Origin of the sequence: Aureimonas sp. SA4125 (assembly GCF_019973775.1) — a bacterium.
GTDB lineage: Bacteria > Pseudomonadota > Alphaproteobacteria > Rhizobiales > Rhizobiaceae > Plantimonas.
Window position 1 is genome coordinate 2,007,464 of sequence record NZ_AP025032.1, and the last position, 21,787, is coordinate 2,029,250.

Consider the following 21,787-nt stretch of genomic DNA (forward strand, 5'->3'; position numbering starts at 1 on the left):
CATCTGGATCGTCCTTTTCCTGTCCGGCTGAGGTTCGGTCGTGCCAGACCAGCAGTCGCTGCTCGATCAGATTCCGATCGTGGACCGTATCACTTTGGCCGCAATCGTTTTCGTGCGCTGGCACTTTGGGAGTTTCCGCGTTCGCCGACCGATAGGCCCGGCACGAAACGACTTTCATGAAACTGTCGCGAAAAGACGATAGCCGGGCCGTCTAACAAGGGGGACCAGGACATGAAGAAATGGATGGTGGCACTTGCCGCGGCATCGGCAATCGGAGGCATGACGGCCTCTCAGGCGGTGGCGCAAACCGGCGAACTGGTCCTCTACTGCTCGGTGGAGGAGGAGTGGTGCCGGGTCATGTCGGAGGCCTTCGAGCGTGAGACCGGAATCGACGTTCTGATGACGCGCCGTTCTTCCGGCGAGACCTTCGCCCAGATCAAGGCCGAGGAAGGCCAGCCGCGCGGCGACGTGTGGTGGGGCGGCACCGGCGACCCCCATCTGCAAGCCGCGCAGGAAAAGCTGACCAAGGCATACAAGTCGCCCAAGCTGGCCGAGCTGAACGACTGGGCCGTGCGGCAGGCCGAGACGGCCGAGTACCGCACCGTCGGCATTTATGCCGGTGGACTTGGCTATGGCTACAACAGCAACATGGTCACCGAGAACCCGCCGGCCTGTTGGGCGGACCTTCTCGACGCGCGTTTTGCCGACGACATTCAGGTCGCGAACCCGAACTCTTCGGGGACGGCCTACACGATGCTGGCGACGCTCGTGCAGTTGTTCGGCGAAGACAAGGCGTTCGAGTTCATGGCCAAGCTCCATGCCAACGTCAGCCAGTACACCCAGTCGGGCTCGGCGCCGATCCGGGCGGCGGCGACCGGCGAGAGTGCCATCGGCATCGTCTTCATGCATGACGCCGTGGCGCAGGCCGTCAAGGGAGCGCCGATCAAGACGGTGGCGCCCTGCGAAGGCACGGGCTACGAGGTCGGGTCGATGTCGTTGATCGAAGGCGGACCGAACGCCGACAATGCGCGCCTCTGGTACGACTGGGCGCTTTCGGCTGCGGCCCAGGAACTCGGCGCGACGGCGAACAGCTTCCAGGTGCCGTCCAACGCGTCGGCCGCCACACCGGCTGCCGCGCCCAAACTCGCCGACATCAAGCTGATCGACTATGATTTCGCGACCTACGGGTCCAGCGAAACGCGCAGCCGACTTCTGGCACGGTGGGACGCAGAGATCGGCGCACTGCCGAAGTGACGATCGAGACGGCGGAAAACAGGTGGCGGTCCGTCGGGGCCGCCGCCCGAAAGCGGGACCGGATCGGCGGCCTGTGGCTAGCTCTTCTCGGCGCCGCCCTCGTGGCGATGCCATGGTACCGCGGCACGTCGCTGACAGAGGGCCCAGACCGATCGGCCTTGATCGAAGGGCTGGCCGGGCGCGGCTGGCTCCTGCCACTAATCGCGATCGCGATCGCTCTCATTGTCCTCGCCGCGTCGCGAGGCGACTGGCGGCGGCACCCCGCAACTCTCTCGCTGGTTGCGGCAGGTCTCGTGGTCCTGGTCGCTCAGGGCTTTGCCATCGACCTCGACGGGACAAGAGTGCCCGGATTGGGTCTGCTGTTCCCGCGGGCTCTGGTCGGTCAGCCTGGGCTCGGCTGGGGCGGGTTCACCTGTGGCATCGCTCTGCTGTGCCTTCTGGCGGACGTGGCAGCCGCGCGCGGCTTCTGTCGGGGAGAGCGCTTCGCCGCAGGCGCCATCGTCCTCATCGTGGCGCTGCTGACGCTTTTCGTTCTGTTTCCCATCGTCAATCTGGGTGTTGCCGCCTTCGTCGGTCCTGACGGACGTCCAGGGCTCGCGCAGTTCGGCGCGCGATTGGCCGCGCCGGAGCTGTGGCGCCTCAATTGCCTGCAAGGCACGGGACGCTGCGGGGTGGTGATCAACACCGTCGTGCTCGGCGTGCTGGCCGCGTTCTTTTCGACCCTTTTGGGTCTTGCGCTGGCCATGCTCGTGGCCCGCACCGATTTCAGGTTCAAGCGAGCGCTCCGGGCCATTTCCATTCTCCCGATCATCACCCCGCCTTTCGTCGTAGGCGTGGCGATCATCGTTCTGTTCGGGCGCACCGGAATCCTGACGGTCTGGGGTGCCGAGCTGTTCGAGATCCGCCCGACGCGTTGGATCTATGGCCTGCCCGGCATCCTGATCGCCCAGGTGCTCGCCTTTGCCCCCGTCACCTTTCTCGTCCTGCTGGGGACGATCGAGGCGATCAACCCGACGCTGGAGGAAGCCTCCAGAACACTCGGCGCACGTCCTGGCGCGACGTTCCGAACGGTGACCTGGCCCCTTTTGCGTCCCGGACTCGCCGCCGCCTTCCTGCTCGCCTTCATCGAAAGTCTGGCCGACTTCGGCAATCCGATCGTCCTGGGGGGCGGTTTCGAAGTGCTGTCCACCAAGATCTTCTTCGCCGTCGTCGGCGCGCGCTACGATCTCGGCAATGCCGCGACGCTGGCGCTGATCCTTTTGATGCTGACGCTCGTTGCCTTCTGGTTGCAGACCCGGTGGCTGGGCGGAAAAAGCTATGTGACGGTGACCGGCAAGTCGGATGCCGGATTGGTCGCGCCGCTTCCGCCGGCGATCCGGGTAGCCATGGTCGCGCTGATCGTGCCCTGGGTGCTGTTTACGGTCGGCGTCTACGCCATCGTCCTGGGTGGCGGCTTTGTCACCGATGTCGGGCGGATGGACCTCACTCCAACCGCCGGCCATCTCGTGACGGCGTTCTCGTTCGAAGTCGGGGTCGAGGGCTTGCGGCTTTACGGTTCAGCCTGGAATTCGATGCTCACCACCTTGCAGGTGTCCGCCATCGCCGCCCCGCTGACGACGATCATCGGCATCCTCACGGCGTGGCTGGTCATGCGCCAGGATTTCGTGGGCAAGCGCGCGTTCGAGTTCGGCACGATGCTGTCCTTCGCCATCCCCGGCACGGTGGTCGGTGTCTCCTATGTCGCCGCTTTCAACGTGCCCCCGGTGGACATTACCGGGACGATGTCGATCTTGATCATATGCTTCGTGTTCCGCAACATGCCCGTCGGGATGCGCGCCGGCATGGCAGCGCTGAGCCAGATCGACCGAAGCATGGAAGAAGCGTCGCTGACGATGGGCGCCGGCGGGTTCGCCACCTTGCGCCGTGTCGTGCTGCCGCTGATCCGGCCCGCGGTCTTCACCGCGCTCGTCTACAGTTTCGTCACCGCGATGACGGCGGTTTCAGCCGTGATCTTTCTCGTGTCGGCGCGCCACAACATGGCGACAGCCTACATCATGGGCCGGGTGGAAAATGGCGAATACGCCCTGGCGATCGCCTATTCGGCGATGTTGATGATCCTGATGATCGCGTGTGTCGCGGCGATCCAGGGGCTCGTCGGCAAGCGAAAGCTGGGCCGCAGGAGCCAGAGGCAGGCCAGCGGCGATACCGCACCGATCGCCGCCGCATGACAGTGCAAGGGAATCGCATGACCAAGACCGTGCCCGACACGGCGATCCAGTTCATCGACGTCGTCAAGCACTACGGCACGGCGACCGCCGTGGACGGGATCGACCTATCGATCAAGCGGGGCGAGCTGGTGACCTTTCTCGGCCCCTCCGGCTGCGGCAAGACGACCAGCCTTCGGCTCATTGCGGGACTGGAACTGCCGTCGTCCGGACAGGTGCTGATCGGTGGACGCGACGTCAGTCGCGACCCGGCCTCGGAGCGCAATGTCGGCATGGTCTTCCAGTCCTATGCCCTGTTCCCCCACATGACCGTGCTCGACAATGTCGCCTACGGCCCGGTGATCCGGGGCGAACCCAAGGCACTGGCGCGGGAAAAGGCGCGGTCCATTCTCGACCAGATCGGCCTGGGCGGCTTGCACGAACGGCTGCCGTCGGAACTGTCGGGCGGGCAGCAGCAGCGCGTGGCGGTGGCGCGCGCGGTCGTCCAACAGCCGGACGTTCTGCTCTTCGACGAGCCGCTGTCGAACGTCGATGCCAAGTTGCGCCGCCGCGTGCGCGCCGAAATCCGCGACCTGCAACGTCGGTTTGGCCTGACGGCCGTCTACGTTACGCATGATCAGGAAGAAGCACTGGCGGTGTCCGATCGGATCGTCGTGATGCGGGCGGGACGGATCGAACAGATCGGCACGCCCGAGGCCCTCTATGATCGCCCCGCGACCCCTTTCGTCGCCGATTTCATCGGGGATGCGAACCTCCTTGAGGGAAAGGTCGACGGCGGACGGTTCCGGGCCGGCATGCTCGACCTGCCGCTCGCCGGGCAGGACGGGATCGCGACCGTGTCGATCCGACCCGAGCGCATCCGCCTGACGGCGGGCGGCCCGGCGCAGATTGTCTCGGCGACCTATCTGGGCAGCCGCACCGAATATGTCGTGGCCCTGGGCCGCGAGGAACTGCTGGTGTCGCGTCCGATCGCCGAATCCGCTTTTCCTGCCGGCAGCGCCGTCAGTGTCGGGATCGATGCCGCCGACCTGACCCGCGTCGCCTGAAAACCCTCACCAAAGGACCCTCATGACCGACCCCGTCGCCGCCCGTCTCGCCCTTGCCGAAACCGTCGCCGCCGAAGCGGGAGCGCTGGCGACCCGCTTTTTCGAGGACCGCGACGCGCTGGTCGTCGAAGCCAAGGCCAGTCCGCAGGATATCGTCAGCCGCGCCGATCGCGAGGTCGAGGATCTGATCCGCGCCCGCATCCTCTCGGCCTTTCCGGAGGACGGCGTGCTGGGCGAAGAAGGCGGCATGCAGCCGGGAAAGTCGGGCTATACATGGGTCCTCGATCCGATCGACGGCACTTCGCCGTTTCTGGCCGGGCTGCCGCATTGGTGCGTGGTGATCGCCGTGCAGCAGGGAGATGAGACCGTGGTGGGCGTCATCGCGCATCCGTCGGCGGGGGAAATGTTCACGGCCCGCCGGGAGCACGGGGCGTATCTGAACGGCCAACGCCTCGGTCCTCGCCGGGACTTGCGGATCGACAACAGCCTCGTCGCGATCGGCGCCAGTCACCGCACGGCGCCTGCCCACGTCGCGGGCGTCATCGGCGCGCTGATGGAGCGGGGCGGCATCTTCTATCGCAACGGATCGGGGGCGATCATGATCGCTGCCGTCGCCGCCGGGCGCCTCGGCGGCTACTACGAGCCGCACATGAATCCCTGGGACTGCCTTGCCGGCCTGTTGATGGTGCGCGAGGCCGGTGGCCGGACACTGCCGTTCCCCGCAGGCGCCGACGGCGGCCCGGTCATGGCAACCGCTCCGGCAGTCTGGGAGCCGCTGACGACGATCGTCGCGCTTGCTCCTGCGGACAAGGAGCGTCACGGGGCCCGAACGTGAACCGGCCGTCTGCGCCATCGCCGAACTGTGGATGAAATCGATCCAGACGCTTTTCCTCTGAAACGAGGCACGCAGGGAGCTGCAGCCTTGGTCTCACTCAGATTTATTGGAGACGAGGGTCGGGACTCAGATTAAAAGCAACTCTAAAAAATCCAGGAAACCGCAGCAAACCAAGGGCAGAAAACCAAGGGCAGAAAACCACTCAAGAGTGCGGTAGGGATCGCGCTTCTGCAGACGCAGCGTTGATATTGCTCACCCGTAAGCGGATTTCTAGTCCTCTGCTATCCGCTCCGCCACGAGGCCTCACCAGGGGTGTGTCCCCCCGCGGGCGTTGCCCGAGTGCAAGAGCCTTCAGCGCCGATCGCGCCGGGCGGGGTGCAATCCCATGAGAACAGCGCCCGCGGCCCCATGAAAACAGCGCCCGCGGCCCCTTGAGAACGGCGCCCGCGGCGGTGTGGACAGCAGGAGGCCGGCGGTCTCTCAAGCCCGCGCTTCGGGCCAGGCGATGCTGCAAGATCCCCGGACAGCAAAAAGCCGCGTCACCCCAGGGCAAACGCGGCTTCGGCAATGTCGGGAGCGACAGCTGTCAGAACTGGAGGCGGCCGTTGCGGACCACGGTCTCGATGTCGCCGCGGGCAAGCCCGATGTCCTGCAGCTGACGGTCTTCCATCTGCGAGAGCAGGCTAACGGTGCGCTGATGGGAGCGGTAGTTCTTCAGGCGGGCGGCGAGGCGGGCGAACATTGGGGCGGGTGCTTTCTCAAAAGCGTTGGTTGATGACGCTGATATACTCCCTGCCTGTGCCTAGAAGAAGAGCAGATGCTGCACAGGAGTTATGCAGCGCGCGCATGGAGTGTGCAGGCGCCGCTTAGGGAAATCTTAATACGGCTGTGTTCCGGGCAGCACGACGGCATGGCCGCCTTGCGCCATTTGAGGCGTCCGATTATGGGACTCCCAACCCGACAATCAAAGGACCGGAAGCCGCCATGGATTTCGCTGCCGCTCGTATCAAGATGGTTGACAACCAGGTCCGCACCACAGACGTCACGGATGCCCGCATCCTGCGTGCCCTTCTTTCCGTTCCGCGGGAAACCTTCGTGCCCGAAGCGCGCCGGAGCCTTGCCTATATCGACGATGACCTCTCGCTCGGCGAAGGCCGCTTCCTGATGGAAGCCTCGCCGTTCGCAAGGCTCCTGCAACTTGCGGGCATCGGCGCCGGGGACCGGGTGCTCGTCATCGGATGCGGCTCGGGCTATTCCGCGGCAGTCGTGGCGCAGCTCGCGGCCGACGTGGTCGTGGTGGAGTCCAGTTCAAGCCTGGCGCAGGCGGCTCGCGACGGGCTTGCCCAATCCGCGGTATCGAACTGCACGGTGATCGAAGGTCCACTGACCGACGGCCATGCGGCTGGTGCGCCTTACGACGTCGTCTTCGTCGAAGGAGCAGTCGACGTGGTCCCCGCGGGCTTGTTCAAGCAACTGGCCGAAAGCGGGCGGCTGATCGTCGTCGAGGGACTGGGAAATGCCGGTTTTGCCGTCGCCTACCTCAACGAGGAGGGCGTGATCTCCCGTCGCACTGCGTTCAATTGCAGCGTGAAGCCGCTCCCGGGATTTGCGCAGCCGCGGGCATTTAGCTTCTGAGGTGTTTATTTCGGGTCACACTCACTTCGTCAATCGAATGCTAACGTCTGTCCAGGGCCGACCCTGAAGCGAATCTGCTCGATCAGAGCAAAGAAGGCGCAGCGTTGCGGGGGCAACAATGGGAGCCTTGCCCCGAGTCTTCGCCATGAGCGAGACCGAAGATCTGGAGTGTGTTGAGTGACTTACAAGTTCTGGATCAGCGCAGCGATGACGGCGGGACTTCTGGCGGGCGGCGTTGCCGATGCCGCTGCCGAATCCCTGAACGGCGCTCTGGCGCGAGCCTACCGAAACAATCAGAGCCTCAATATCGCCCGCGCGCAGTTGCGGGCGACCGACGAGAACGTGCCGCAGGCGAAGTCGGGCCTCCGTCCGATCGTCACAGGCGATGGCAGTGCCGTCTCGTCGAGGTCGCGCACGACCTTCGGCGACGGCATCGAGACCCAGCGCGACCGCGCCGGGCAGATCGGCTTCGGCATCACGATCAGCCAGACCATCTTCGACGGGTTTCAGACGCCCAACAACGTCCGCTCCGCCGAGGCGACGGTGAAGGCCTCGCAGCAGAACCTCTCCAACACCGAGCAGGACACGCTTTTCAACGCCGCCGCCGCTTACATGGATGTCCTGCGCGACCGCCAGATCGCCGGCCTGCGCCGGCAGAATCTCGCTTTCCTGCAGGAGCAGGTCCGGGCGGCGCGGGCGCGGTTCGACGTCGGCGAGGGGACCCGCACCGATGTCGCCCAGGCCGAGGCGGAGCAGGCACTGGCGACGGCCTTGCTGAATTCGGCACTGGCCCAGGTGGCCTCGAGCGAGGCGACCTACCTGCAGATCGTCGGCGATGCGCCACGCGACCTGCAGCCCGGCAAGGCGCCGGCCAATCTCATTCCCTCCTCGATTACCCAGGCCCTCGCGATTTCGCAGAAGGAGCACCCGGCGATCCTCGCGACGCTCTACGCTGTCGACGCCGCGGCTTTCCAGGTGAAGTCGGCTGAGGGTCGGCTGCTGCCGACCGTCAGCCTGTCCGGCTCGGTCGACAACACCTACAGCCTGTCCGACTCCTCGCCCGACAGCCTTCCGGGCGTCGACGTTCTGACGCAGAATCAGGTTTCGGCGACGGTCGGCGCGAGCCTCAGCATTCCGATCTACTCCGGCGGCCTCATCTCCTCCCAGGTCCGCCAGTTCAAGGAAGTGCTCGGACAGCGCCAGATCGAGGTCGACAGCCAGCGCGACGCCGTTCGGGCCGCGGTCGCCACGACCTGGGCCGAGCTGCAGGCCGCCCGCGCCAATGTTACGGGCTACAATGCCCAGGTCCGCGCAGCCCGCCTCGCTCTCGAGGGGATCATCGAGGAGCGCAATGTCGGACAGCGCACCACGCTGGACGTCCTGAACGGCCAGGCCGATCTGATCTCGGGTCAGATTCTTCTCGTCGGCGCGCAGCGCGACGAAGTGGTGGCGAGCTATGCGCTCGCCTCGGCCATCGGCCGACTGTCGGCCACCCGCCTCAGGCTGGGCGTGGCGACTTACGAGCCGAAGGAGCATTACAACGCGGTCAAGGACAAGTGGTACGGCCTGCGCACGCCGGATGGCCGCTGATCCGGCATCCTGGCTCCCGCATCCGCCGCGAGCATCCATTTTTGCAAAAGCCCGGCACCGTCCGGGCTTTTGTCTGTGCGCCCGCGGCGCTCCATTCTTCCACTTCTTCTGGTGATATGCGGCGATCGCGCCCGGCGGGGATTCTTTCGCGCGGTTTTTCGGTTTAGGCTTCACGCATGATTCGACCGCTAGCGTCGCGGATCTTCTCGAACATGCGGAACCGCCTTCATGAGCAATGCCAGTTCCCTTAAAGAGCCGTCGATGGAAGAGATCCTGGCCTCAATCCGGCGGATCATCGAAAGCGGGGACGATCGCACGCCGGTGTCGGCGCGCCCGCGGCCGGTGACCGAGCCTCTGCATACCCGGATGGGGACGATCCAGCCGGAGATCGCGTCGGTCGGCGGCCGTCTCCCGGAGCCGACCTATTTCCAGCAGCCTGTGCCGGCTTCCGATCTTTCCGCCGATCCTCACGCCCACGCGGCGACGCCCGTCGGCGAGAACGATCCCATCGACGATTTAGAGGCGGACTGGCCGCCTCTCGCTTCGGTCTCCGCCAACGACCGACCCGCGGCCGTGTTGCCTCTGCGTCGCGGCGCCGCTGTCTCTCCCGCCGAGACGGAGCGTTACACGAGCTCTCACCACACGCCGTTTGCCCGGGAGGAGGAGCGGGTCGCCGAGCGCCTTCCGCCTCTGGCTGCGCACGGCCGGGGCGCGGATGCCGCCTTCCTGGAAGGCCTTCGACCGGCGACGGACGAGCACCCGCCCCGGGTCGAGCGCGTCGAGAGTGCGGCGCGGCACGACGAGCCGGTCGTCTACGATTTCAATCTGGAGTTCGACGAGGAGAGCTTCTCGTCGGAGTTGCGCGACGAAGTCGTCTCTGTCTTCTCGCAGTCCGAGGTGCGCGCACGCGATGCCGAGAGCCATGGCCCTGCCGCAGCGGAGGCGCTCGACGTGCCGCTCGTTGCGGACGATGCGCCGGCGTCGCTGATTTCGGAGGCATCCTCGCTGATGTCGGAAGCGGCGGGCGCCCAGGTGGCCTCGGCCTTCGACGAGTTGGCGCGGTCGATCCGCGAGGGGCAGATGAAGTCGATGGAGGAGATGGCGCGCCAGATGCTGCGTCCGATGCTCCAGGAATGGCTGGACGACAACCTGCCGCGCATCGTCGAGCGTCTCGTCCGCGAGGAGATCGAGCGCGTCGCCAAGGGCGGCCGCCGCTGATCGCCAGTCGCGGTCGGGCGGGCTCGGGCGGGTTCTGACCCGGCTTCCCGGCGCAGCAGCGTCCTGGATTCGTTGACACGGTGGAAGGCTTGGGCGAAACCCCGGGCCAGACGCCTTCAAGCTATCCATCGGACGCCATCATGATCGAGAAGACCTACGACGCCGCCAGCCTCGAGCCGCGCATCGCCGAGCGCTGGGAAGCGGCCGATGCTTTCCGTGCCGGCGCCGGAGCCAAGCCGGGCGCCGAGCCCTATTCGATCGTCATCCCGCCGCCGAACGTCACCGGCTCTCTCCACATCGGCCACGCGCTCAACAACACGCTGCAGGACGTGCTCGTCCGCTTCGAGCGCATGCGCGGCAAGAACGTCCTGTGGCAGCCGGGCATGGACCATGCCGGCATCGCCACGCAGATGGTCGTCGAGCGGCAGCTGAAGGACCGCAAGGAGCCGGGCCGTCGCGACATGGGGCGCGAGGCCTTCGTCGAGCGGATCTGGCAATGGAAGGACGAATCGGGCGGCACCATCCTCGGCCAGCTGCGCCGGCTCGGGGCCTCCTGCGACTGGTCGCGCGAGCGTTTCACCATGGACGACGGCATGTCCGAGGCGGTCCGCACCCTGTTCGTCGACCTCTACCGGAAGGGCCTGATCTACAAGGACAAGCGGCTGGTCAACTGGGACCCGAAACTGCTGACGGCGATCTCCGACCTGGAGGTCGAGCAGGTCGAAATGAAGGGCCATCTCTGGCACTTCCGCTATCCCATCGACGGCAGGGTCTTCGATCCCGAGGACGCCACGACCTTCATCACCGTCGCGACCACGCGGCCGGAGACGATGCTGGGCGACACCGGCGTCGCGGTGAACGGCGAGGACGAGCGCTACCAGGCCCTGATCGGGAAGAACGTCCGCCTGCCGCTCGTCGGCCGCCTGATTCCGATCTTCGCCGACGCCTATGCCGATCCGGAGGCGGGCTCGGGCGCGGTGAAGATCACCCCGGCGCACGATTTCAACGATTTCGAGGTCGGCAAGCGCCAGGACCTGCCGAAGATCAACATCATGACCATCGAGGCGGCAATCACGCTGGCCGAGAACGAGGATTTCCTCGCCGGCCTGGCGCCGTCGACCGAGCTCGCCGAAACGATCGCCGCCCTGCACGGGCTCGATCGTTTCGCAGCGCGCGCGGCGATCGTCGAGATGATGGAGGCGGGCGGTTACCTCGCCCGCATCGAGGACCATCCACACACCGTGCCGCACGGCGATCGCGGCGGCGTGCCGATCGAGCCCTTCCTCACCGACCAGTGGTATGTCGACGCTGCGACGATGGCCAAGCCTGCCATCGCCAGCGTGCGCGAGGGTCGGACAAATTTCGTCCCGAAGAACTGGGAAAAGACCTATTTCGACTGGATGGAGAACATCCAGCCCTGGTGTATCTCGCGCCAGCTCTGGTGGGGCCACCAGATCCCGGCCTGGTACGGCCAGGACGGCGAGATCTTCGTCGCCAAGACGGAGGAGGAAGCGGTCGCCGCCGCGCTCGCCCACTACGTCACCAACGGCACCATCGACGACGCCGAGGCGCGGGCCATGGCCGAGGATCCCGAGCGGCGCGCCAACCTCATCACCCGCGACGAGGACGTGCTCGACACCTGGTTCTCCTCCGCCCTTTGGCCCTTCTCGACCATGGGATGGCCTGACAAGACGCCGGAACTCGCCACCTACTACCCGACCTCGGCGCTCGTCACCGGTTTCGACATCATCTTCTTCTGGGTCGCCCGGATGATGATGATGGGCCTGCACGTGATGGGCGAGGAGCCGTTCCACACGGTCTATGTCCATGCCCTCGTCCGCGACAAGAACGGGGCCAAGATGTCGAAGTCGAAGGGCAACGTCATCGATCCGATCGAGCTCTTCGACGAGTTCGGCGCCGATGCCGTGCGCTTCACCCTGGCGATCATGGCGGCGCAGGGACGCGACGTGAAGCTCGATACCCAGCGCATCGCCGGCTACCGCAATTTCGGCACCAAGCTCTGGAACGCCACGCGCTTCGCCGGCATGAACGGCGCCGAGCACGGCGCCGCGATCGATCCCGATGCGCTGACGCTGCAGCTGAACCGGTGGCTCCTCACCGAGCTGTCGCGCACCATTGCCGAGACGGAAAAGGCGATCGAGGGCTACCGCTTCAACGAGGCTGCGGGCGCGCTGTACCGGTTTGTCTGGAACAATTTCTGCGACTGGTACCTGGAACTCACCAAGCCGGTCTTCCTCGGCGACAACGAGGCGGAGAAGGCCGAGACGCGCCGGGTCACCGGGTTTGCCCTCGACCGGATCTTTGCGCTGCTGCACCCCTTCATGCCGTTCCTGACCGAGGAGCTATGGGATCTGACGGCGCCCAAGTCGCATCCGCGCGGAAGCCTGCTCTGTCACGCCGACTGGCCGTCCTTCGCCTTCGAGGACACGGAGGCGGCCGACGACATCAACTGGTTGATCGCGCTCGTCAACGAGATCCGCTCCGTGCGCACGGAAATGAATGTGCCGCCGGCAGCCGAGGCGGCGTTCGTCGCGGTCCAGCCCGATCCGCTCCTGGTCGCGCGGCTGGGGCGCCACGATGCCTCGCTGAAGCGGCTGGCGCGGCTGAAGACGATCGACACGGCCGAAACGGCCCCGGCCCAGGCGGCGCAGATCCTCGTCGGCGGCGCCGCCTTCGCCTTGCCGCTGGAAGGCATGATCGATCTGGCCGCTGAAGAGCTGCGGCTGACCAAGGCCAAGGCAAAGGCCGAAGAAGAGGTTGCCCGGATCGACAAGAAGCTCGGCAACCAGAAGTTCGTCGCCAATGCACCGCCCGAGGTTGTCGAGCAGGAGCGCGAGAAGCGCGATGCCTATCTCGCCGAGGCGCAGAAGCTCGCAGCGGCTTTGGCGCTCCTGCGTCCATGACACAATGCCGTCACATATTTGCCACGCTGACTGCCTGAAAATACGCCCGTTTTCGACCCGCCTGCCATGGAAACTCCTGGGAAAGCGGAGCTGTAAAGGATTTTTATAAAATAGGGTCAATGGCTTACGCGGTTATCCTTAATGCTTGTGTCGGTACCGATGCTTCGCCGGTCTTGAAAAACGTCGTTCGCCCACGGGAATCCCACGTTCCCCCGCCGGAGAATTTGAATTACGTTTGCGTCAATGAACCAGAAAAGGTTCGGTCCCGTGGGGGGATGCAGTGGGGGAAGCATGATGAAGCGGATTACGAACTACGTCCTGGCAGGTACCGCATTCGCGCTGCTGTCGGCGTCCTCGGCCCAGGCCGGTGGTTTTCAGCGCGGCACCGCCGACACCGATATCCTCTTTGAAAAGGGGACCTTCTCGTCGCGCTTCGGCTACACCTACGTCAATCCGAACCGCGGCTTCTCGTCCATCAATGGCGTCGAGGGCGACTACGGGAACTATACCGGGATCTACAACATCCCGAGCGCCGCCGTCGCCTTCGGCAACGAGGACTTCGGTTGCGCCGGCACCTATACCATCCCGTTCGCGGCTGAGGCCGACTACGACGGCTCGCCGGGTGGCTCGCTGCCGAGGCAGGTCAGTTCGACCACCTCGACGTCGAATGCCGACCGCCTGAATTTCGGCACGGCCGCAAGCACATCGCGCACGCTTGGAACCGAGTTCTCGACGGACGAGTTCGGCGCGACCTGCCGCATCAGCTACTCGACCGAGAACAGCCGTTTCAGCCTGCTCGGCGGCGTCTTCGTCGAGGACTTCCGCTTCGACGGCCAGAGCATCGGCGCCCGCAATCTCAATCCTGCGTTTCAGGCGTCTGGTCCCTTGGGACAGGCCCTGGTCGCCGGACTTGGCGGTGCGCAGCTGACGCTTCCGACCACGATCGATGTCGACAGCGGCTCCGACTACAGCGCCGGCTATCGCATCGGTCTGGCCTATGAGATGCCGGAGATCGCGCTGCGGGCGCAGATCATGTACCGCTCCGAAGTCAAACACGAGGGTATCGAGGGCACCGGCACCGTGACGGTCAGCGACTCGGCCTATGTCACGCTTCCCAACGGCGCGACCACGAGCGTCCCCACGGCCTTTGCCCCGACGGTCGCCGCGGCACTGCGTGGGCTTGGCCTCGGCGTCGGTACGGTCATTCCCGTGACCTCCTATCTCAGCGACTCGATCAGCCCGGCGTCGCTCACAATCTCGGCGCAGACAGGAATCGCGGCCGGAACCTTGCTCCTCGGCTCGTTCCGCTGGACCGATTGGAGCACCAACAACTCCGTCGTGTCGACAATCGAGCTGCCGGACGGGTCGATCTCGTCGAGCTACGCGCCCTACAACTGGAAGGACGGGTATACCGCGAGCATCGGCATCGGCCGGGCGTTCAACGAGCAGATCTCGGGCGTGGTGTCGCTCGGATACGACAGCGGCGTCTCCACGGGCTCCGAGACCACCTATACGGACCTGTACACCCTCTCGGGCGGCGTCTCGATCAAGCCGGAGAACTGGGCTGAAATTCGCTTCGGTGCCTTGATCGGCTACTGGACGAGCGGCGACCAGACCATCAGCGACGGTGCCTATTTCAACGCGACGGTCGACGACACCTTCGTTTATGCCGGCAGCGCTTCGCTGAAGCTTTCCTTTTAAGCAACGGCTTTCGTCGATAGTGGAAGGGCGCGCAGCAATGCGCGCCCTTCTTGTTAGGTCTGTCTTGCCGCGCCGCCGTCGTTCAGTTTGTGCTGTAATCGCAACACTATGGCAAACTTGCACGCAGCGTGCGCCAGCTCGGCGCGAAGCCGCCGTGCCGCCATAAACGGCGCCCATCAGCGGTGGTGCAAGACACGCGGTCGACCAATGCGGGGGCGTTGGGCCGTTTGGATGGGTGAGGGGTGACTGGGGCGTGATTTTCGACAAGAGCAGATTGCCTAGCCGTCACGTCACGGAGGGTCCCTCGCGGGCTCCGCACCGGTCGTACCTCTATGCCATGGGCTTGTCGCGCGACGAGATCCATCGACCGCTAGTCGGTGTCGCCAGCTGCTGGAACGAGGCGGCACCGTGCAATATCTCGCTGATGCATCAGGCGCAGTTCGTGAAGAAGGGCGTGACGGCTGCCGGCGGAACGCCGCGCGAATTCTGCACCATCACGGTGACGGACGGCATCGCCATGGGCCATCAGGGCATGAAGGCCTCGCTGGTGTCGCGCGAGGTCATCGCCGATTCGGTCGAGCTGACCATGCGCGGCCATTGCTATGATGCCATCGTCGGCCTTGCCGGCTGCGACAAGTCGCTTCCCGGCATGATGATGGCGATGGTCCGCCTCAACGTGCCGTCGATCTTCATCTATGGCGGCTCGATTCTCCCCGGCACCTTCCGCGGTCGTCCCGTGACGGTTCAGGACGTGTTCGAGGCGGTCGGCCAGCATTCGGTTGGCGCGCTCGACGATGCGGGTCTCGACGAGATCGAGCAGGTCGCCTGTCCGGGCGCGGGTTCCTGCGGCGCCCAGTTCACCGCCAACACGATGGCCACGGTCGCCGAGGCCATCGGCCTCGCGCTGCCCTATTCCTGCGGTGCGCCGGCACCCTACGAGATCCGTGACCAGCTCAATTATGCCGCCGGCGAGAAGGTGATGGAGCTCATCGCCGGCAATATCCGGCCTCGCGATATTGTGACCCGCAAGGCGCTGGAGAATGCGGCCGCCGTCGTCGCGGCATCCGGCGGATCTACCAATGCGGCCCTGCACTTGCCGGCGATCGCGCACGAGTGCGGTATCGAATTCGATCTTTTCGATGTGGCTGAAATCTTCAGGCGCACTCCCTACATCGCTGACCTGAAGCCGGGCGGCAAATACGTCGCCAAGGACATGTTCGAGGCGGGAGGGATCCCGTTGCTCATGAAGACGCTGTTCGACAAGGGATTTCTCCACGGGGATTGCATGACGGTGACCGGCCGGACTCTGGCCGAGAACATGGAGAGAATCGCCTGGAATCCGGATCAGGACGTCGTCTACCCCGCTGACAAGCCGATCACCGTCACCGGCGGCGTCGTCGGGCTGAAGGGCAACCTCGCCCCCGACGGTGCCATCGTGAAGGTCGCCGGGATGAGCAATCTGACCTTTTCCGGACCGGCGCACTGCTTCGATTCGGAAGAGGCCTGCTTCGAGGCGGTGTCGACGAAGGCCTATGCGGAGGGCGACGTCTTCGTCATCCGCTACGAGGGACCGCGCGGCGGTCCCGGCATGCGCGAGATGCTGTCGACGACGGCCGCGCTCTACGGGCAGGGCATGGGCGACAAGGTGGCCCTGATCACCGACGGCCGCTTTTCCGGCGCGACACGCGGCTTCTGCGTCGGGCATGTCGGTCCGGAAGCGGCGGTCGGCGGGCCGATCGCCCTGCTGCGCGACGGCGACATCATCGATCTCGATGCCATCGCGGGAACGTTGTCCGTCCGCCTGTCGGAGGCGGAGCTTGCGGAGCGCTTGTCAGCCTGGCGGCCGCGGGAGACGGATTACGCCTCCGGCGCGATCTGGAAATACGCACAGCAGGTAGGATCGGCCCGCAAGGGCGCGGTGACCCATCCGGGCGGCGCGATGGAAAAGCATTGCTATGCAGATGTTTGATATGATGTCTTCGCGTGCCGCACGAGCGGTTCTCCTCTCAGGGCTGACCGTCGCCACCGCGACTTTCGCCTTGGTGCAGCCATCGCATGCGCTCGATCCTTCGGCGATGGTAACGCCCGAGGCAGGGCCGATGGAACTCTTCAGCCTCGGCTTCAGAGCCTATAAGCGCGGCGAAAAGGCCGAGGCGCTTGAAGCGCTGCGCTACGCGGCCGACAAGGGACATCCCGGAGCCCGATGGAAGCTCGGCCGCATGTATGCCGAAGGCGACGGCGTGGCCAAGAACGACTACGAGGCGTTCAAGATCTTCGGCCAGATCATCAACACCGAGCAGGACGACACCTCGAACTCGCCGAACGCCGCCTATGTCGCCAGTTCCGTCACCGCCCTTGGCGACTACATGCGCACGGGCATTCCAGGCTCGCCGGTCACGGTCGACCTGTCTCAGGCGCGTCAGCTGTATTTCCACGCGGCCTCGATCTTCGGCGATCCCCGTGCCCAGTTCGAGCTCGGACGCATGCTTTTGAACGGCGAAGGCGGCCGGGCCAACGCACGGCAGGCGGCGCGCTGGCTGAAGCTCGCGGCGGAGAAAGGCAATGTCGGCGCCGAGGCACTGCTCGGCTACCTCCTGTTCGACGGCGAGAAGATCGGGCTTCGTCCCGAGCCGGTGCGCGGGCTGGCGATGCTGACCATCGCCGCCAAGAAGGCCGGAAACCTCGACCAGACATGGATCCGTCCGTTGCAGGAAGAGGCATTCTCGTTGACGAACGAGGCGGACCGCCGGACGGCGCTGGCTTATGCCGAGAGCAAGGGTGCGGTTCTGGCCGGCAACTGAGGCGGCCGCGGACTGCCGCCGCCGGGCGACTGCCGCCGCCGGGCGGTCTAATCGCTCGTAGACCGGCGACCAGCCATCGGCATGCCCGGCCGACGGGGCTGCCGTGCTGATCTGGCCGATTGGCGCTGCTACGCGGCCAGCTGGACCATGATCGGCACGTGGTCCGACGGCTTTTCCCAGCCGCGGACATGGCTGTCGATGCCGACCGAGACAAGCCGGCCTGCCGCTTCCGGCGACAGGAGCAGGTGGTCGATACGAATGCCGTTGTTCTTCTGCCAGGCGCCGGCCTGGTAGTCCCAGAAGGTGTAGATGCCGGCGTCATCGGTCGTCGCTCGCAGTGCGTCGGTCAGCCCGAGATGCTGGAGGCGTCGCCAGGCATTGCGGCTTTCCGGCTGGTACAGGGCGTCACCGAGCCAGGCCTGCGGAAATTTGACGTCCCCCGGCTCTGGGATGACGTTGAAGTCGCCGGCGAGGACGAAATCGCTTTCCTCGTCGAGACGATGGCGCGCATGCGCCTCCAGCCGGGCCATCCACCGCAGCTTGTAGTCGAATTTCTCGGTGCCGAGGGGATTGCCGTTCGGCAGGTAGAGGGAGGCAACGCGCAGGGTCCGCGGGCCGACCTTCCAGACGCCCTCGATGAAGCGCGATTGCTCGTCGCCGACATCGCCCGGCAGGCGCCGCGACACATCCGCCGGTGGCACCTTCGACAGCAGCGCGACCCCGTTGAAGCCCTTCTGGCCATGCGTCTCGACGTGATAGCCGAGCGCCTCGATGGCCTCGCGGGGAAAGCCCTCGTCGACGCTCTTGATCTCCTGAAGGCAGACGATGTCGGGCGAGCGCTCGTTCAGCCAGGCGAGAAGAACCTCGATCCGCGCCTTGATGCCGTTGATGTTCCAGGTGGCGACCAGCATGCCGGACGATCAGACCGAAAAGCTCGTGCCGCAGCCGCAGGCGGCGACGGCGTTGGGATTGCGGATCTGGAAGGACTGACCCATCAGGTCATCGACGAAATCGACGACCGATCCGTCGAGATAGGGCAGGGAGACCTGGTCGATGAAGACGGTCGCGCCGTCCTTCTCGATGACCACGTCGTCCGCCTCGGCGGTTTCGGCGAGATCGTATTTGTAGGAGAAGCCCGAGCATCCGCCGCCCTCGACCGAGATGCGCAGGCCGTGGCTCCCCGAACTCTTGGCGACGATCGCCGCGATGCGGCGGGCCGCGGCATCCGAGACGGTGACGGCGATGGTCGGCGCGATCGTTTGGCTCATGGTCGGCTCCGGCGGCGGCGATGCGAAAATTCCGCGGCGCCTGCCTCTGCTTGTTGAAATCCGATCCTTTAAGTATGCAGTCGCAACAGGCCGGTCAATGCGGCGGCCGGTCGGCATGATGGAGCCGCACAGGGGCGCGACCCCACGGGGCCGGGACCCGACGACCGCCACCGGGAGCGCAGGGCGCATGACGGATTTTCCAGGCGAGGCGATCGGCAAGGGCGGCGGAGGACGCGCCGTCTTCGCCGTCGATCCCGAGCGCTCGCGCGGCCGCTTCTCGCCTGAGGCGGACAGCCCGACGCGCACTCCCTACCAGCGCGACCGCGACCGCATCGTCCACTCCACCGCCTTTCGCCGGCTGAAGCACAAGACGCAGGTCTTCATCGCCTACGAGGGCGATCATTTCCGCACGCGTCTGACACACACGATCGAGGTCTCGCAGATCGCCCGCGCCTTCGCCCGGGCGTTCCGCCTGGACGAGGACCTCACCGAGGCGGTGGCCCTCGTCCACGATTTCGGCCACACACCCTTCGGCCATGCCGGCGAGCGCGCGCTCGACGAGAAGATGCGTGCCTTCGGCGGCTTCGACCACAATGCCCAGGCGCTCCGGATCGTCACGGCGCTGGAGCGCCGCTATGCCGAGTTCGACGGGCTCAATCTATCCTGGGAAACGCTGGAGGGCCTCGTCAAGCACAATGGCCCCTTGTGCGGCCCGCACGTGCCGCAAGGCGGGGGGGTGCCGAGACCGATCCTCGATTTCGACGCGCTCTTTCCCCTGGATCTTGGCAGCTTCGCCAGTCTCGAGGCGCAGTGCGCCGCCATCTCGGACGACATCGCCTATGACACGCACGATCTCGACGACGGGCTCAGGGCCGGGCTGATCGACATCGCCGACCTTGCCGAGCTCGATCTGGCCGGCGAGATCCTGCGCGAGGTGAACGCCGCCTATCCCCGTCTGGAGCGCCCGCGGCTGATCCACGAGATCATGCGGCGGCACATCACCCGCATGGTCGAGGACGTCATTCGCACGACCGCGTCGAACCTCAAGGCGAGGGCGCCTCTCAGCGCCGATGCCGTCCGGACCGAGGGGCGTGCGCTCGTCGCCTTTTCGCCGGCGATGCAGGCGGCGGAGGCCGAGACCAAGCGATTCCTCTTCGCCCGCGTCTACCGCAGCACGTCGATCATGCGCGTGATGAACCGCGCCGAGACCGTCGTCGCCGATCTGTTCGATCGCTACCTTGCCGAGCCGGCCGAGATGGGCGGCGCCTGGAGCGACGCGATGGCGAGGCTCGGCACGGAGAGGCGGGCACGCCATGTCGCCGACTATCTCTCCGGCATGACCGACAGCTATGCCCTTGGCGAGCACCGCCGGCTGTTTGACGCCACCCCGGATTTGCGTTAGGCGCGCCGATCCACCCGAGACGATGGGCGTGCCCGACGGCGCCCCGGCAACCACCGTTCGGGACTGCACCGGCCCGCCGACAGCTTCGGAAAGAATCTCCATGAACATCTTCGCCGACTTCGAGCAGCGCGTCCGCACAGCGGTCGAGGCGACACTGGCCGCGATGGCCGTCGCCGGCGCCGACCTGTCGCGCATCGCGGTCGAGCCGCCGCGCGATCCGAGCCACGGGGATCTGGCGACGAACGCCGCGATGGTGCTGGCAAAACCCCTGCAGAAGAAGCCGCGGGAACTGGCCGTGGCCATCGCGGCGCGGCTCGGCGAGGATCCCGACATCGATGCCGTCGAGATCGCCGGTCCCGGATTCATCAACCTCAGAGTCTCGGCCGGTTTCTGGACGCGTCATCTCGGGGCCGTTCTGGCAGCCGGCCCGGCCTACGGGCGGGGACCCGCCAGCGGCCGGAAGGTCAATGTCGAATACGTCTCGGCCAACCCGACCGGGCCGATGCATGTCGGACACTGCCGCGGTGCGGTGGTCGGCGACTCCATCGCCAATCTCCTGGCCTTCGCCGGCCATGCCGTCGTCAAGGAATACTACGTCAACGATGCCGGCGAGCAGGTGAACGTCCTCGCGCGCTCGGCTTACCTGCGCTACCGCGAGGCGATGGGGGAGAAGATCGAAATCCCCGCGGGCCTCTACCCCGGCGACTACCTGAAGCCGGTCGGCCAGGCACTGGCGATCCGCCATGGCGACAAGCTTCTCAGCCTGGACGAGCCGGAGTGGCTGCCGCTGGTGAAGAATTTCGCCATCGACGCCATGATGATGATGATCCGCGACGACCTGAAGCTCCTCGGCATCACGCATGAGGTCTTCTTTTCCGAGCGCGCGCTGCACGCTGTGCCGGAGGGCGCCGATGCAAGCCGCATTTCCCTGGCGATCGAGGATCTTCGCGCCAAGGGGTTCGTCTACCAGGGCGCGCTGCCGCCGCCGAAGGGGCAACTGCCGGAAGACTACGAGGACCGCGAGCAGACGCTCCTGCGCTCGACCGAGGTCGGCGACGACATGGATCGGCCGCTGGTCAAGTCGAACGGCAGCTTCACCTATTTCGCCGCCGACGTCGCCTATTTCGCCGACAAGTTCGCACGCGGCTTCGACGAGATGGTGTTCGTGCTCGGGGCCGATCACGGCGGCTATGTGAAGCGGCTCGAGGCCGTGGCCCGGGCGATTTCCGGCGGCACTGCGCGTTCCGACGTCGTCCTCTGCCAGCTGGTGAAGCTCTATCGCAACGGCGAGCCCGTGAAGATGTCGAAACGCTCCGGCGACTTCGTCACTCTCGCCGAGGTGGTCGAAGAGGTCGGGCGCGATCCCGTCCGCTTCATGATGCTGTTTCGCAAGAGCGACGCGCCGCTCGACTTCGACTTCCAGAAGGTCACCGAGCAGTCCAAGGACAACCCGGTGTTCTACGTCCAGTATGCGCACGCAAGAGCCCGTTCCGTGGCGCGTCAGGCGGAAGGCGAGGGCATCGTCGAGGCGCAGATCGATGCCGAGCTGCTGTCGCTTCTCGCCGACGAGGGAGAGATCGGTCTGATCCGCAAGCTCGCCGAGTATCCGCGGCTCGTGCTGTCGGCGGCCGAGGCGAAGGAGCCGCACCGGATCGCCTTCTACCTCTACGACGTCGCCCAGACTTTTCACGCTCAGTACAACCGGGGCCGCGACATCTCGGGTTTGCGATTTGTTAACCGTGATGAGCCAAGGTTGACCCAAGCGAGACTGGCTCTGGTGCGTGCCGTCGCCACTGTTGTCGCGTCCGGACTGCAGCTGATCGGCGTCGATGCTCCGGAGGAAATGCGCTGACGGATCACGCTTTGGTCAATATCGTCCCCTAGCCAA

The 21,787-nt window shown here is 65.7% G+C and carries 16 protein-coding genes; 13 read left to right on the top strand and 3 right to left on the bottom strand.

Features of this window, described 5'->3' with window-relative positions; genetic code table 11:
• Positions 1-231 precede the first annotated feature (231 nt).
• The 4 genes from Sa4125_RS09330 to Sa4125_RS09345 are packed head-to-tail and all read left to right on the top strand — an operon-like array spanning position 232 to position 5,360.
• Positions 232-1,254 carry an ABC transporter substrate-binding protein gene (locus Sa4125_RS09330; RefSeq protein ID WP_224006294.1) on the top strand — a complete coding sequence of 341 codons (1,023 nt, stop codon included), beginning with the start codon at positions 232-234 and terminating at the stop codon, positions 1,252-1,254.
• Positions 1,221-3,482: an iron ABC transporter permease gene (locus Sa4125_RS09335; protein WP_224006296.1), complete on the top strand. Its 2,262-nt coding sequence runs from the start codon at positions 1,221-1,223 to the stop codon at positions 3,480-3,482. The genes Sa4125_RS09330 and Sa4125_RS09335 overlap by 34 nt, the downstream gene beginning before the upstream one ends.
• A 17-nt stretch (positions 3,483-3,499) precedes the next feature.
• Entirely contained in the window at positions 3,500-4,525 is a 1,026-nt protein-coding gene (locus Sa4125_RS09340; protein ID WP_224006298.1) for an ABC transporter ATP-binding protein, read from the top strand.
• Positions 4,526-4,547: 22 nt separating this feature from the next.
• Positions 4,548-5,360, top strand: a complete 813-nt coding sequence (locus Sa4125_RS09345; RefSeq protein WP_224006301.1) for an inositol monophosphatase family protein — start codon at positions 4,548-4,550, stop codon at positions 5,358-5,360.
• Positions 5,361-5,946: 586 nt separating this feature from the next.
• On the opposite strand, the gene Sa4125_RS09350 is transcribed toward Sa4125_RS09345, so the two are convergent.
• The gene (locus tag Sa4125_RS09350) at positions 5,947-6,102 is read right to left on the bottom strand and encodes a DUF1127 domain-containing protein (RefSeq protein WP_224006304.1); all 156 of its coding nucleotides are present in this window, start codon (positions 6,100-6,102) and stop codon (positions 5,947-5,949) included.
• A 242-nt stretch (positions 6,103-6,344) separates the two neighbouring features.
• On the opposite strand from Sa4125_RS09350, the gene Sa4125_RS09355 reads away from it, so the two are divergent.
• The 7 genes from Sa4125_RS09355 to Sa4125_RS09385 all read left to right on the top strand — a co-directional run bounded on the left by Sa4125_RS09355 (position 6,345) and on the right by Sa4125_RS09385 (position 17,229).
• A complete protein-coding gene (locus Sa4125_RS09355) occupies positions 6,345-6,995 on the top strand; it encodes a protein-L-isoaspartate O-methyltransferase (RefSeq protein WP_224006307.1) in 651 nt (216 codons plus the stop codon).
• A 177-nt stretch (positions 6,996-7,172) separates the two neighbouring features.
• Positions 7,173-8,585: a TolC family outer membrane protein gene (locus tag Sa4125_RS09360; RefSeq protein ID WP_275967466.1), complete on the top strand. Its 1,413-nt coding sequence runs from the start codon at positions 7,173-7,175 to the stop codon at positions 8,583-8,585.
• A 261-nt stretch (positions 8,586-8,846) separates the two neighbouring features.
• A complete protein-coding gene (locus Sa4125_RS09365) occupies positions 8,847-9,803 on the top strand; it encodes a DUF2497 domain-containing protein (RefSeq protein ID WP_224006310.1) in 957 nt (318 codons plus the stop codon).
• 140 nt (positions 9,804-9,943) lie between these two features.
• On the top strand, positions 9,944-12,727 hold the full coding sequence (locus Sa4125_RS09370) for a valine--tRNA ligase (protein WP_224006313.1): 2,784 nt from the start codon (positions 9,944-9,946) through the stop codon (positions 12,725-12,727).
• 294 nt (positions 12,728-13,021) lie between these two features.
• Positions 13,022-14,428: an outer membrane protein transport protein gene (locus tag Sa4125_RS09375; RefSeq protein WP_224006316.1), complete on the top strand. Its 1,407-nt coding sequence runs from the start codon at positions 13,022-13,024 to the stop codon at positions 14,426-14,428.
• 253 nt (positions 14,429-14,681) lie between these two features.
• Complete coding sequence (gene ilvD / locus Sa4125_RS09380; RefSeq protein WP_224006319.1) at positions 14,682-16,397, top strand: dihydroxy-acid dehydratase; 1,716 nt, start codon at positions 14,682-14,684, stop codon at positions 16,395-16,397.
• A gap of 106 nt (positions 16,398-16,503) precedes the next feature.
• Positions 16,504-17,229 (top strand): tetratricopeptide repeat protein, encoded by a 726-nt coding sequence (locus Sa4125_RS09385; protein WP_224007697.1) that lies wholly within the window; start codon positions 16,504-16,506, stop codon positions 17,227-17,229.
• A gap of 128 nt (positions 17,230-17,357) precedes the next feature.
• On the opposite strand, the gene xth is transcribed toward Sa4125_RS09385, so the two are convergent.
• Entirely contained in the window at positions 17,358-18,140 is a 783-nt protein-coding gene (gene xth / locus Sa4125_RS09390) for an exodeoxyribonuclease III (protein ID WP_224006322.1), read from the bottom strand.
• Positions 18,141-18,149: 9 nt separating this feature from the next.
• Positions 18,150-18,497 carry an iron-sulfur cluster assembly accessory protein gene (locus Sa4125_RS09395; RefSeq protein WP_224006325.1) on the bottom strand — a complete coding sequence of 116 codons (348 nt, stop codon included), beginning with the start codon at positions 18,495-18,497 and terminating at the stop codon, positions 18,150-18,152.
• Positions 18,498-18,684: 187 nt separating this feature from the next.
• Here Sa4125_RS09395 and Sa4125_RS09400 point away from each other — a divergent pair, with 187 nt between their 5' ends.
• Both Sa4125_RS09400 and argS read left to right on the top strand, forming a co-directional pair.
• A complete protein-coding gene (locus tag Sa4125_RS09400; RefSeq protein ID WP_224006327.1) occupies positions 18,685-19,899 on the top strand; it encodes a deoxyguanosinetriphosphate triphosphohydrolase in 1,215 nt (404 codons plus the stop codon).
• Between the two features lie 100 nt (positions 19,900-19,999).
• Positions 20,000-21,751, top strand: a complete 1,752-nt coding sequence (argS, locus tag Sa4125_RS09405; RefSeq protein ID WP_224006329.1) for an arginine--tRNA ligase — start codon at positions 20,000-20,002, stop codon at positions 21,749-21,751.
• The last annotated feature ends 36 nt before the right edge of the window (positions 21,752-21,787 follow it).

Coding starts and splice junctions, on each gene's coding strand:
- Sa4125_RS09370 (WP_224006313.1), top strand. CDS start 9,944: ATGATCGAGAAGACCTACGACGCCGCCAGCCTCGAGCCGCGCATCGCC.
- Sa4125_RS09365 (WP_224006310.1), top strand. CDS start 8,847: ATGGAAGAGATCCTGGCCTCAATCCGGCGGATCATCGAAAGCGGGGAC.
- Sa4125_RS09350 (WP_224006304.1), bottom strand. CDS start 6,102: ATGTTCGCCCGCCTCGCCGCCCGCCTGAAGAACTACCGCTCCCATCAG.
- Sa4125_RS09395 (WP_224006325.1), bottom strand. CDS start 18,497: ATGAGCCAAACGATCGCGCCGACCATCGCCGTCACCGTCTCGGATGCC.
- Sa4125_RS09375 (WP_224006316.1), top strand. CDS start 13,022: ATGAAGCGGATTACGAACTACGTCCTGGCAGGTACCGCATTCGCGCTG.
- Sa4125_RS09340 (WP_224006298.1), top strand. CDS start 3,500: ATGACCAAGACCGTGCCCGACACGGCGATCCAGTTCATCGACGTCGTC.
- Sa4125_RS09330 (WP_224006294.1), top strand. CDS start 232: ATGAAGAAATGGATGGTGGCACTTGCCGCGGCATCGGCAATCGGAGGC.
- Sa4125_RS09355 (WP_224006307.1), top strand. CDS start 6,345: ATGGATTTCGCTGCCGCTCGTATCAAGATGGTTGACAACCAGGTCCGC.
- Sa4125_RS09385 (WP_224007697.1), top strand. CDS start 16,504: ATGGTAACGCCCGAGGCAGGGCCGATGGAACTCTTCAGCCTCGGCTTC.
- Sa4125_RS09400 (WP_224006327.1), top strand. CDS start 18,685: ATGACGGATTTTCCAGGCGAGGCGATCGGCAAGGGCGGCGGAGGACGC.
- argS (WP_224006329.1), top strand. CDS start 20,000: ATGAACATCTTCGCCGACTTCGAGCAGCGCGTCCGCACAGCGGTCGAG.
- xth (WP_224006322.1), bottom strand. CDS start 18,140: ATGCTGGTCGCCACCTGGAACATCAACGGCATCAAGGCGCGGATCGAG.
- Sa4125_RS09345 (WP_224006301.1), top strand. CDS start 4,548: ATGACCGACCCCGTCGCCGCCCGTCTCGCCCTTGCCGAAACCGTCGCC.